This window comes from Adlercreutzia sp. CNCM I-6215 (genome assembly GCF_977072315.1).
Genome location: NZ_CDRVMA010000007.1, coordinates 99,942 through 112,229, shown reverse-complemented (window position 1 = coordinate 112,229; position 12,288 = coordinate 99,942). Strand labels below are relative to the sequence as shown.

9 protein-coding genes and 1 tRNA gene are annotated in these 12,288 nt (G+C 62.5%); 6 read left to right on the top strand and 4 right to left on the bottom strand.

What is annotated here, in order from left to right; genetic code table 11:
* The first annotated feature begins 347 nt into the window (after window positions 1–347).
* A complete protein-coding gene (locus tag ACW4LP_RS07080; protein WP_237974257.1) occupies window positions 348–1,310 on the top strand; it encodes a helix-turn-helix transcriptional regulator in 963 nt (320 codons plus the stop codon).
* A gap of 123 nt (window positions 1,311–1,433) precedes the next feature.
* On the opposite strand, the gene ACW4LP_RS07075 is transcribed toward ACW4LP_RS07080, so the two are convergent.
* Complete coding sequence (locus ACW4LP_RS07075) at window positions 1,434–1,730, bottom strand: FAD-binding protein (RefSeq protein ID WP_232325476.1); 297 nt, start codon at window positions 1,728–1,730, stop codon at window positions 1,434–1,436.
* A 217-nt stretch (window positions 1,731–1,947) separates the two neighbouring features.
* Here ACW4LP_RS07075 and ACW4LP_RS07070 point away from each other — a divergent pair, with 217 nt between their 5' ends.
* The gene (locus ACW4LP_RS07070; protein ID WP_237974255.1) at window positions 1,948–3,273 is read left to right on the top strand and encodes a coproporphyrinogen III oxidase family protein; all 1,326 of its coding nucleotides are present in this window, start codon (window positions 1,948–1,950) and stop codon (window positions 3,271–3,273) included.
* 218 nt (window positions 3,274–3,491) lie between these two features.
* Here the strand turns inward: ACW4LP_RS07070 and ACW4LP_RS07065 are convergent, their stop codons facing one another.
* The 3 genes from ACW4LP_RS07065 to ACW4LP_RS07055 form a co-directional block, all read right to left on the bottom strand.
* Window positions 3,492–4,448, bottom strand: a complete 957-nt coding sequence (locus tag ACW4LP_RS07065) for a helix-turn-helix transcriptional regulator (protein WP_417175428.1) — start codon at window positions 4,446–4,448, stop codon at window positions 3,492–3,494.
* Between the two features lie 356 nt (window positions 4,449–4,804).
* Window positions 4,805–6,427 (bottom strand): FAD-dependent oxidoreductase, encoded by a 1,623-nt coding sequence (locus ACW4LP_RS07060; RefSeq protein ID WP_227069514.1) that lies wholly within the window; start codon window positions 6,425–6,427, stop codon window positions 4,805–4,807.
* Window positions 6,428–6,950: 523 nt separating this feature from the next.
* Window positions 6,951–7,027, bottom strand: a tRNA-Pro gene (locus ACW4LP_RS07055).
* A 380-nt stretch (window positions 7,028–7,407) separates the two neighbouring features.
* On the opposite strand from ACW4LP_RS07055, the gene ACW4LP_RS07050 reads away from it, so the two are divergent.
* From ACW4LP_RS07050 to ACW4LP_RS07035, 4 genes are all read left to right on the top strand, one after another.
* Window positions 7,408–7,848 (top strand): hypothetical protein, encoded by a 441-nt coding sequence (locus tag ACW4LP_RS07050; protein WP_114548367.1) that lies wholly within the window; start codon window positions 7,408–7,410, stop codon window positions 7,846–7,848.
* Window positions 7,849–7,986: 138 nt separating this feature from the next.
* Window positions 7,987–9,264, top strand: a complete 1,278-nt coding sequence (gene brnQ, locus ACW4LP_RS07045) for a branched-chain amino acid transport system II carrier protein (RefSeq protein ID WP_198160962.1) — start codon at window positions 7,987–7,989, stop codon at window positions 9,262–9,264.
* Window positions 9,265–9,458: 194 nt separating this feature from the next.
* On the top strand, window positions 9,459–11,393 hold the full coding sequence (locus ACW4LP_RS07040; RefSeq protein ID WP_157011582.1) for an NADH-quinone oxidoreductase subunit 5 family protein: 1,935 nt from the start codon (window positions 9,459–9,461) through the stop codon (window positions 11,391–11,393).
* Between the two features lie 15 nt (window positions 11,394–11,408).
* The gene (locus ACW4LP_RS07035) at window positions 11,409–12,278 is read left to right on the top strand and encodes a complex I subunit 1 family protein (RefSeq protein ID WP_157011584.1); all 870 of its coding nucleotides are present in this window, start codon (window positions 11,409–11,411) and stop codon (window positions 12,276–12,278) included.
* Window positions 12,279–12,288 lie beyond the last annotated feature (10 nt).

Below are 12,288 nucleotides of genomic sequence, written 5' to 3'. Positions count from 1 at the left end.
GTCGTCTCTTATCGGGCGCCCTGCGCCAGTATCCCGCCGTTATATCTCTCTCGTCCGGGTTTCTTCTCAGCGCCGGCGATTTGCTTTCTAGGTTCCCCGATGGCTTCGCTGCCGCTCTCTGTGGTGCGCTGTGTGGCTACTCGTCGACCATCCTCAATGCTGTTTGGCTCGATGTCTTCGCCGCCGAGGAAGATACTGCTTCATCGACGGTGCAAATTGTCGGTGCCCTTATCGTCCAATGCATAGCAAGCCCTCTCCTTGTGGCCTTCGGGCGCTTTTGGTCCTGTACGCTGCCCATTTTATCGGTGGGCCTCTCGTCGTGGTTGTTGTCCCGCAAGAAGCGCACCATGAGTTTTCCCGAACATCGGACGTCTATGCCTGCTGTTCCGCCGGAACGACGCGACCTTACCTTGGCCTACCTTTGCGTTTTCGCGCTCGTCGGGGTCGTTGGCATCCTGCATACCGCCGTGCTTGGCTCCCAATCGGAACATTTGGTTGGCGACGTGGATATGTGGATACCCCTCGCGGCTGCAACTCTGGTCACGCTGCTTTTGGCGCTCATCGCTCTTAGGAGCCCGCATCCGGCGTCGGTCTACAATGCCTGCTTGCCTCTGCTTCTCTTGATTTTGTCGCTTCTGCCATTTCTCGGCGATGGCCTTGGAGGTCTGGTGGGCCTCGTCATGATTGCCTGTTACGATGCTTGCAGCATGGTGTTTTTGCTATACATCGTTGACAGCGCGCGACGTCTTGACCTTTCGACCTACATCCTCTCGGCTGCCTACTTGGGAGGTTCGGCGCTTTCGCTTCTGACGGGTTTAGGCGTCGGCAGCATTCTCCGGTCGCTGAGCGTCGATTACGGGCTTTCGTTGCTCACTTTGCTTGCCTTTGCCGCCATTTACCCATTGGCCGGGGTGCTGGTGTTCGGTATCAGCAAAGCGCGCAGGCAGCTGGGGCCGCGTACGAGCGATTCGGAGGAAGATAGCGTGACCGACTGCACGCATCCGGCTGATACGCCGATGCCTGATGAGGTTTCGGAGGGAGAGGCGAACGCGAGCGATTCGAACTCGATCGACAATGCGTTCGAAGGAGGGGTTGAAGGCATCGCTGCTGCGAGCGGACTCACGCGGCGCGAGAGGGAGATTCTGGGCTATCTGGCCCGTGGACGTTCTGCTCGCTACATCGCGGAAGACCTCGTCTTGTCGGAAAACACCGTTTGGGCCCATATCAAGCGCATCTACTCCAAGACGGGCGTTCACACAAAGCAGGAGCTTATGAGTATTGTCGAGAAAATGGCCGAAGGAAAAGAGTAAGAGAACGCCTCTCCAATTAGCGGGCATGAAGAAAGGCTCCCGAAAGAGAGCCTTTCTAGCTGGAATGCCGCAGCCGCAGGGAGGGGAGGCCGCAGCGGAGTAAGCGGTTTCGCGCGCGGGCGCTTAGGCCTCGGCGAGCTCGTGGCCGAGCAGATAACCGAAGGTGATACAGCGGCCGTGGGAGTTGCCGGCGACGTTGATGGGGTAGTCCACCGCGGTGATGTCGCCCATGATGTTGCCGAGCACGTAGAGGCCCTCGATGACCTCGCCGTTCTCATCGAGGCACTGGAAGTCGTTGTTGCACTTCAAGCCACCGCAGACGGCGAGCAGCGCCGGACCGACCTTCAGGGCGTAGAAGGGGCCTTGCTTCACAGGCGTGAGGAACACGGGCTTCTTGTAGTAGTCGGTGTTCTCGCACATGAAGCGCTCGCCGTTGTCGTTTACAAAGAGGAACGGGCCGTGGAGTCAGCAGAAGGCCTGAGGATGCGCGCGCAGGAAACGGTCGGCCGAAATTACGACCTCGCGCGGTTGCATCGCGAGTTTGTGCGTTCCGCATACCCTTAGGACAAAGGTCGGTTATTGGCCCTGTGGGAGTGCTAAAATCCTCCTTACGCTTGAATAGACCCAGGAGGTATCGATGCTCTCAGAGCGCATGCTCACCACCGTCGTCCGCGCCATGACCGACAAGACCCTGACGCTGCACCCCGTGCCCGAAGGCGCGCTTCCCGACCCCGTGGAGGGGCGCCCCTACACCCTCTACGTGCACGTTCCCTTCTGCGAGCGGCTGTGCCCCTACTGCTCCTTCAACCGCTTTCCCTACCGGGAGCAGCGCGCTCGCGACTACTTCCAGGCCCTGCGCCAGGAGATGCGGATGCTCGCCGATCAGGGTTACGACTTCGAGAGCGTGTATGTGGGCGGCGGCACGCCGACGGTGGACATCGACGAGCTGTGCGAGACCATTGATTTGGCCCGCGACCTCTTCCACGTGAAGGAGGTCAACTCGGAGACGAACCCGAACCATCTTATCCCGGAGTATCTGGATAAGCTCAAGGGCCGCATCCAGCGCCTGTCGGTGGGCGTGCAGTCCTTCGACGACAGGCTTCTGCGTCAGATGGACCGCTACGAGAAGTACGGGAGCGGGGAAGAGATCTTCGAGCGCATCGGCCAGGCGGCCCCGTACTTCGAGTCGCTGAACGTGGACATGATCTTCAACTTCCCCACGCAGACCGAGGACATCCTCATTTCCGACTGCGAGAAGATCGCTCTGTGCGGCTGCCATCAGACGACGTTCTCGCCGCTGTACCAGTCCCATGCCACCACGCGCAAAATGGAGCAAGTGCTGGGAAAGATGGACTACGACAAGGAGCGGCGCTTCTATCATATCTTGGACGAGATTCTGGCCGGGGGAGAGAACCCCTTCTTCGAGCGGCGCACGTTGTGGACGTTCAACCGTCTCGACGAGAATCACGAGCGCAAACAGCATTTGGAAGTGGACGAGTACGCCGTGTCCTATGAGGAGTGCGTGGGCATAGGCTCCGGCTCCATCACGCATCTGGGTGACAACCTGTTCGTGAACACGTTTAATCTGGAAGAGTACGGCGAGCTGGTGCGCGCCGGCGCGACGCCGCTGCTCGGCAAGACCGATCTGCCACGCCGTGACCTCATGCGCTACAAGTTTTTGCTGCAGTTGTACAGCCTGCGCTTCGACAAGCACGAATTCGAGCGCGATTTCGGCGTGTCCGTGGAGCGCGGGCTGCCCGTTGAGATGGCCTTCATGCGGGCCAATGGCGCGTTTGCCACCGACAACGCCGACGAGCTGACCCTCACCCCGGCCGGCCGCTACCTCACCGTGGTGCTGTACCGCCAGTACCTCGCCGGTCTGAACAACCTGCGCGAGCAGGCCCGCGCCAAGCTCCCCGGCGACGAGCGCGACCTCCTGTTCGGCGACGGCACGGAGAAGTAGCGCAGCGCACGGCGGAGGGCACTTTTAACGAAGGTGGACAAAATGACGTCGAGTGAGTTCTCTGGAGTTCGGATGTGCGCCGTATGGCGGCTTGTTGCTTTCATTTTATGCGCAAGACGTTAAAATGTTGCTCAGTTTGGGTCGCGAAAGACCTCTTCTCAGCTCACTGGACGCAATTTTGTCCATTTCTGGCGTAAATACTCTCCAAGGGGCACGCATCATTCGCCACCGCACAGGGCTATGAGCTCCTTGCGGGAGTGCACGCCGCACTTTACGTAGATGTGCTGGATGTGGGCCTTCAGCGTGCCGGAGGCGATGAACAGCTCCCGCTCGATCTGCTGGTTGGTCTTGCCGCCCGCGATGAGGCGGCATATCTCGTCCTCGCGGGGGCTCAAATGACAGGAGGCCGACACCGCGTCGCAGCGCTCGGCGATAGTCTCGGCCCGCAGGCTCTCCTTGGCGAGATTATCGGTCTCCAGAAGCCGGATGCCCCAGCGGCTGGCCAGGTCCTTCTCCGACAGCAGCATGAGCGTGCTCGCCAGCACCAGCATGACCACGGCCACGGTGATGGCGATGTTCTGGGTCGTCGGAGCGAGGCCCAAGGCGCCTAAGAGCTCGGCCACGTTGCCGCCCCACAGCGTGAACAGCGAGTTCACGCGTACAACGCCCGTGAGTGCGATGATGGCGATGCCCATGCGCTTGGACAGGTCGTAGAACAGAAGGGCGATGAGCAGCGACATGAGGGACATGCCCATGGAGATGAGGTAGCCCGCCGCCGTGGTGCCGAGGATGCCCTCGGCGGGAATGAGCAGGAGCCCGCATACCATGAGCAGAAGCGGCGAGCGGAACAGGGCGCTCACCGAGAAGCGGTCCGAGAAGAAGTACACGACAATGAAGAACCCGCCCATGACAATGGCGGTCGACAGCGACGAGTGCACCCCGGCGCCGGCGGGCAGCTGGGCTGAGCGCAGCCCGTAGGCGAAGGCGTAGATGCACAGCACTGCGAGCGGCTTTACGGGGAACGAGAACTTGGGGTAGGCCCGCGGCGTCGTCTCCCGCTCGGGCAGCGCTCGGAACGCGAGGGCGAGGCTGCCCACGGCGACAAGCGGCAGGAGCACGAGCACGACGGCGAAGCGATCGCCTGAAAGTCCCTGGCAGAGGTAGACGAGCGGCACGGCGATGAAGCGGGAGGCGGGCGAGCAGGGTGGCGGCGATGCCGAAGCCCGCGTACAAGTAGTCGAACAGGACATGGGGATCGAAGGGGACGGCCAGCCCCGCCCACGGCGCCGCGAAGGTGAGCGTCATCCACGTCCGGGCGCAGCCCAAGGCGAACAGATAGGGGATCATCTGCTCCAGATTGTCGAGGCGGCGCTTCTCGCGCAGTGCGGGTGTCTTTTCCATGGGGCCATTATAGCGGGTTGCGTTCATTGCGCCTCGGTTCGTCGGGAAACAGGGCCTTCCCCCATGCGCCACCGCCCCGCCGGCAGGGAGGGAGGCCGGCGGGGCGACAGGTGGGGGAGGGTTATCAGAGCTACAGGGCTGCCACGTAGCGTCCGGTGACGTAGCCGGAGGTGATGGCGCGCCCGATGGAGAGGCCCTCGACGTCCATGGGATAATCCACGCCGCCATAGAACTGGCCCGAGGCGTTGCCCACGGCGAACAGGCCCTCGATGGGTGCGCCCTCGGTGCCGAGGCACTGCTGGTTCTCGTTCACCGTGAGTCCGCCGAGTACGGCCGGCACGGAGTTCGCGCCGCGGGGCACCGCGAAGAACGGCCCCTGCTCGATGGGAACCAGATAGTCGGCGCGCTTGCCGAACTTCCCATCGGCCCCGGTCGCGCACAGCTCGTTGTAGGCCTCGATGGATGCGACGATGGTCTGCTCGTCGATGGGGTCGATGTGCCACTCCTCGGCTTCCATGTAGGCGTTGATGTTGGCCGCCAACTCGGCGAAGGTCTCGCCCTTGACGAACTGATCCTCCGAGGGAATCTTCATGTTGCCCACGCCGAACTTCACCTCGTTGGGATGGGCTGCGGCCCACTGCTCGCCAATCTCGACCCAGTTCGCCGGCATGATGGTGAAGAACTTCGCCGCCATGGGGTTCTGGAAATCGTACTCCTCGAGGTACCCGCGCATGAGGTTGTTCAGGTAGGCGAAGGACAGAACTTCATTCATGAAGCGCTCTCCGTGGATGTCCAGGTTCAGGAAGGGCAGCTCCAGACGGGTCAGCGCACCGCCGCCGTGAACCATCTTCGAGTGGTTCACCGGCGTCATCTGCGCCCCGGCCCAGATGCCGGCCATCATGCCCATGCCGTCGCGGAAGGGGCTCATGGTCTTGAAGCCTCGCAGGTCGGGACAGTAGTAATCGCGCATTTCCTGGTTGCCGGAGCAGTCGCCGGAGGCGAGGATGACGCCTTTGGCGGCCTTGAAGAGCACGTTGCCCTCCTCGGTCTCGCAGATCACGCCGGCCACGCGCTCCCCCTCCTTGTACAGCTGCACGGTCGGGGAGTTGAAGAAGAACTCCACGCCCTCGGCGGCTACCGCATCGCAGACGGCCAGGGCCGCGTCGTTGTGGGCGCCTTCCAAGTGGTTGTAGGTGTTCGCGTGCAAGTAGTAGGTGTAGCCGTTGTACTCGCGCTCGGAATCGTAGGGCTTCGACTCGGCGCCGCCCTCGGCCGCCGTGTCCGCCCACCAGGTAACGGCCTCGTAGGAGTTGCGGGCCCACGCTTCCAGCAGCTTGCGGTTCGAGCGGTAGGCATTTTTCTCCATGAGGAAGGCGACGCAGGCTTGGATGCCGGCCTCGTCGGTCTTGGTGGTGTCCACCGAGGCGCCCATGTTGCCCGTCGTCTGGGCGGTTCCGATGTTCTGAACGCAGGCCACCTTGGCGCCGGCGGCTACGGCGGAATGGGCCGCGGACAGGCCCGACTCGCCGGCACCTACGACAACGACGTCGTACTCGCGGGTGTCTGCGAAGTCGGTAATGGGCTCGGGAGCTTGCAGGAAGGCGGGCAGCCCGGCATCGGCAGAGCCGGTATCCGCGAGCGTGGCCGTCTCCGCGGCGGTTTTCGGGGCGCAGCCCGCAAGGGCGCTCGCTCCCACGACTCCGGCGGCGGCCAGTCCGGTGAACTTGAATAAATCGCGACGGGTGACTTCCATGATGACCCTCCTGAACGACGGGCGGCTTCTTCGAACCGCGCTCCCTTCGCGCTCGGCTGGTGGAACCGTCCTCTTCGGCTCTGTCCGATTGCCGAGCGCTGCTGACGGGTTGCATCATGGCCCGGTTCGCAAAACCGCGCATCGGGCCGATCGACGAAATTGGGTTAAATGCCTAACCCAAGGCATAACCCAGAGCGTGACCTGGGAAGATGGGTCGTCCTGAACGGTGACATAGCGAATCAAATAACTCGCAAGATTTTGGAAATAGTTGGAAGTTTCGAGCAGAGTGATGTTGCGAGATCGGAAGTAGTTGGGAGTTTCGGGTGTGTTTCGAAGCAAATTGCCTGCAATGGGTCGATTTGCTGCTCGAAATTCCCGACTATTTCTCTCGTGATGTCCGAAACCCTTAACTAATTCCTTCGCATTGCTCGAAACTCTGATCTAATTCCTGACTGACTTGCCCGTTAGCTCTAAATACGCGCTCGTAGTAAAAGAGCCGGCATTATGCCGGCTCTCTAAGTTCTGGTCGGGTTGACAGGATTTGAACCTGCGGCCCCTTGACCCCCAGTCAAGTGCGCTACCAAACTGCGCCACAACCCGTTGGTGCTTTTGAGCTCTCGCTCAAACAGCTTTGCTATGATAACCCGACCGCAACGCCTTTGCAAGAGGAAATTTTCCGAATGGTTCTTCGCCTCTCTTTTGTTCGACAAAGCCACCGGTGATAATCCCAGCATCCCGAGAGTGTGCATATTAGTGCGTACGGAAAAGCTTCGATGCCAGTTTAGCGACAAGCCCGAATTAAGTATCCGTTCTTAAGGTTATAGGACTCCTGATCCCCGCCGCATTAAGCTTCCGAGGCGGGGAAGCGCCGATACTCTCATAGGAAGACTCGATAACTCGGGTTTTGCTGTCGTGGTAGGCTATGCCAAAACGAGCAGTATCCGGCGACAGAGCCGGGAAAATGCAACGAGGAGGTTCCCATGGAAGTTATCGTCGCACCCGAGCCGATGGATTACGAGATTCGCGGGATGTACCGGTTCGCCACGTTGCGGGAGGACTCGGGTCTTGCCGAGGCCGTGCGCGGGCGCTGGCCCGAGAACCCGCGGCTGCTCATGATCGCGGCCGAGCCGGATAACGACACCTATACCGAGAACCTCGCCATGGATCTGGCCACGGCGCTGGTGAAGGCCGATCTTCCGGTGGGGGAGCTGCGCGTGCTCCAGCGCGAGACGGCCGACGTTGCGGCCCAGCTTATCGCCGGTGCCGATGTCATCGTGCTCGCCGACGGGGAAGGGGACGATGCCGATGCGCAGCGCGAGGCGTTCTTCGCCGAGTTGGGCGTGCCGGCCCTGCTCGTCGACCTCAAAGAAGGCGCCGTGGTCATCGCGCTTTGCGAGGCGGCGCGCGACGCCATCGGCTAGCTGAGGCGCCCTTGACGATTTTGTGCCGCTTTGGCATTGGCCGGGTAACTGCCGCCCGGATGCGTCATCATGGCCCCTTCGTTCATCGACAATAGATGCGTAAACACCCGCATCGACGCCATGAGAAGGGAGGCGCCCGTGAACAGAGACGCGCTGGTCGTCGGTTTGGCGCTGTTCGCCATGTTCTTCGGCGCCGGCAATCTCATCTTCCCGCCGTACCTCGGCATGGAGTCGGGCACGCTCTGGCCGCTCGGCCTGGCATGCTTCGTGTTCTTCGACGTGGTGGTCTCCTGCGTGGGCGTCTTCGCCATCAACAACGCGGGGGGCTCCATCCTCTCAATCCAAAATGCCCTGGGCAAGAAGGCCGGCCTGGCGCTGAACACCGCCGCCATTCTGTGCGTGGGCATGCTCATCGCCCCGCCGCGCTGCGCCGCCACCACCTTCGAGATGGCCATCGCGCCCTGGTTCGGCGATGCTATCGGGCTCTTGCCGTTCTCCGTCGCGTTCTTCGCCGTGGTGCTCTTGCTGACGCTTAAGCCCACGCGCATCATCGATGTGGTGGGCAAGGTGCTCACGCCGCTTCTCGTGGCCGGCATCGTGGTCATGGTCATCGCCGGCATCGTGAACCCGCTGGGACCTGTGGGCTCTCCCGAGACGGACACCGTCGTCGCCGACGGCGTGCTCGCGGGCTATCAGACTATGGACATCCTCGCGGTCGTCGGGTTCTCCATCCTCGTGCAGGAATCGGTGCGGGCGGCCGGCTACGGCGAGAAGCGCGATCAGATGCGCGTTACGGCCCGGGCGAGCCTCGTGGCCTGCGTGCTGCTCGCCGTCATCTACGGCGGTCTCACCTACTTGGGCGCCACGTCCGCCAGCGTCGTGCCGCACACGGTCAGCCAGGCCGAGCTCATCACCATGATCGTGTGGAAGCTCATGGGGGAGGCCGGCGTGGCGGTGCTGGGCGTCGTCGTGGGCCTGGCCTGCCTCACCACGGCCATCGGGCTGTGCGGCGCCACGGCCGATTACGTCGAGCGCGTCACCATGCGCCGGGTGAGCTATCGGGCGGCCCTTATCATTGTGGTCGTGGCGGCATTGCTCATCTGCAATCTCGGACTTACGAACATCATCGCCCTGGCGAGCCCGATTCTCTCGGTGGTCTGCCCGCCGTTCATGACGACGGTGGTGCTCTTGCTGTTTCGCAAGCACCTGCGGGGCACCTGGGTGTTCAAGGGCGCGGCGCTCGCCGCCGTGGCAGCGAGCCTCCTCCTCACGGTGCACGATCTCACCGGGGCCTTCGCTTTCGTCGAGGCGGCGCCTTTGTACGCTTACGGTTTCGCGTGGCTCTTGCCGTCGCTGGTCGGCGGCGCGGCCGGCGCCCTTCTGGGCCGACGGTTCGATTCGGCCGCGAGCGGATGAGTTCTCGCAAAAATTGATCAAATGCATAATTACGATGACCCTTTTACCGAGTATTGCTCATGAGTCGGGGGAAGGAGGCGCGATTACCTGCGCCTCCTTTGCTATGGTAGGGGGCAAGATCCGAGGGATCTCGCCTAACCGCAGAAAATATGAGGCTGCGGAAAGGCCGATATATTAGGTTAGGAGGATCCTGAATGGAGTTCAGTTTCGGACTGATGGGCTTCCTTATCGTGTTCCCCCTCATTGTGGCCGCCGCGCTCTTGTTCGTGCGGCAGGAGGGGCCGCGCCGCGTCATCGTCTGCGTGTCGGGCGTTGCCATCGCGCTGGCGTCGGTCGTTCTCGTGGTCGTGAACCTGGGGGCGAGCTGCACGCTCTTCGCGTTTGAGAGCATGGCCATCGACTTTATCTGCACGGGCATCTCCGTGGCCATCGCGGCGGTCATCGTGTGGTTCGCCGTGCGCTACAAGAACCTGTGGGCCGCCGTGCTCGCGGGCGTGCAGGTAGTCGGCACGCTCATCCTGGAGTTCATGTTCTCCCACGGCATCGAGGTGCCCTACGGCCTGTACTTCGACTCGCTCTCGCTTCTGATGACCTTCATCGTCGGCGTGGTGGGAAGCGGTATCTGCATCTACGCTCTGGGTTACATGGAGGATTTCCAGGCCCACGAGCCTGAAGGGGCGCCGGATCGCCGCCCGATGTTCTTCGCGCTGATGTTCGTGTTCCTCTCCGCCATGTACGTCATCGTGTTCTCCAACAATATGGAGTGGATGTTCACCGGCTGGGAAGTGACAACGCTCTGCTCGTTCCTCCTCATCGGCTACACCCGCACCGAGGAGGCCATTGCGAACGCCTTCCGCCAGATCATCATGAACCTGGCCGGCGGCATTGGCTTTCTGGTGGCGCTGTGGTGCTGCGCGCTCACGGTGGGAACTTTCTCGTTCTACGAGTTCCTCGTCATCGGCCAGAACAACCCGGCCCTGACCACCTTGGCCGTCACCGCGCTGGCCTTCGCGGGCATCACCAAGGCGGCGCAGATGCCGTTCCAGACCTGGCTTCTGGGCGCCATGGTGGCCCCCACGCCCACCTCGGCGCTGTTGCACTCCTCCACCATGGTGAAGGCCGGCGTCTTTCTGCTGGTGAAGCTGGCGCCCGTGCTCCACGTGTCGCCGGCGCCGGCGGTCATGGTCATGCTCGTGGGCGGCATCACCTTCGCGCTGTGCTCGTTCATGGCCATCTCGCAGTCCAACGCCAAGCGCGTGCTGGCCTATTCCACCATCGCCAACTTGGGCCTCATCACGGCCTGCGCCGGCGTGGGCACCGCCGAGGCGGTGTGGGCCGCGTGCTTCCTCATCCTGTTCCATGCCATCGCGAAGTCGCTCCTGTTCCTGTGCGTCGGCACCGCCGAGCACCACATCGGCAGCCGCGACATCGAGTCCATGGACCTTCTGTTCGACCGCATGCCGCGCCTGGCCCGCTTCATGATGCTCGGCATCATGTGCATGTTCATCGCGCCCTTCGGCATGCTGCTCGCCAAGTGGGCCACGCTCGTGTCCTTCGTGGACACCCGCCAGGTCGCCCTCATCATCATCCTGGCCTTCGGCAGCGCCGCCACGTTCATGTTCTGGGCCAAGTGGCTCGGCAAGCTCTCCGGCATCGCCGGCGAGCCGGAGAACGTGGAGATCACGGTGAAGCCGACAGAATGGGCGGCGCTGCTTCTTATGGCCTGCCTGCTCGTGCTGGCCTGCGTGTTCCTGCCGCTCATCTCCGGCACCCTCGTCGAGCCCTACGTGGCCAGCGTCTACGGCATGCTCGGCCAGGACATCGCCACGGACAACCTGTGGCTCGCCTCCATCTGCACCGTTATCGTGGTGGCCGTGCTGTTCGCCGGCCTTGGAACCAAGCAGAAATCGCGTCGGGCGAACGTCTATCTGGCCGGCATCAGCCGCGACAACGACTCCCGCGCCTTCCAGAACTCGCTGTCGGGCACCACTGAGGCCACGACGCGCAACTGGTACATGGAATCCGTGTTCGGCGAGGCCCGCATCGCGCCGGTCGGCGTGGCGTTCAACACGCTCATCATGGCCGCCGCGTTCGTCGTCGCCATCATCGCGGGCCCGATGGGCTTTTAGGAAGGGTGTGATCTCATGACTTTGCTTACGACACTCATCGGCACCCTCCTGTTCGCCGTGGCAGGCCCCGTCATCGGGTGCCTCCTGGCCGGTCTCGACCGCATCATCTCGGCCCGCATGCAGGGCCGCGTGGGGCCGCCGCTTCTGCAGCCCTACTACGACGTGCGCAAGCTCTTCGAGAAGGAGCGCGTCTCCGTCAACTCCGTGGAAGGCGTCTACGTGGCCTGCGCGCTGCTGTTCGCGCTCATCGCCGGCGGCATCTTCTACTCCGGCGGCAACCTGCTTCTGTGCGTGTTCGTCATCACGCTGTCGAGCCTGTTCTTCATCATGGCCGCCTACTCCACGCGCAGCCCCTACGCCGAGGTGGGCGCGGCTCGCGAGACGCTGCAGGTGATGAGCTACGAGCCCATGGTGCTGCTCATGGCCGTGGCCTTCTTCCAGGCCGCAGGCTCCTTCGACGTGGCCGAGGTGTTCCAGCTCAACCACCCGATCATCTGCACCATTTGGCTCGTGTTCTTGGGCGTCCTCTTCATCCTCACCATCAAGCTGCGCAAGTCGCCCTTCGACCTGTCCATGTCGCATCACGCCCACCAGGAGATCGTGCGCGGCATGACCACCGAGATGAGCGGGCCTACGCTCGGCATGGTGGAGATCATGCACTGGTGCGAGAACGTGCTCTTCCTCGGCTGGATCGGCATGTTCTTCCTGTGGGCGAACCCCGTCTCCGTTCTGGTCGCCATCGTCATCGTGCTTCTGGTGTACTTCCTGGAGATCTGGATCGACAACAACTTCGCGCGTGTGAAGTGGCAGTTCATGTTCAAGTCGGCGTGGCTCGTGGCCCTTATCGCCGGCGGCGTGAACGTCGCGTTCCTCGCGTTTCTGTAAGGAGGTAGGC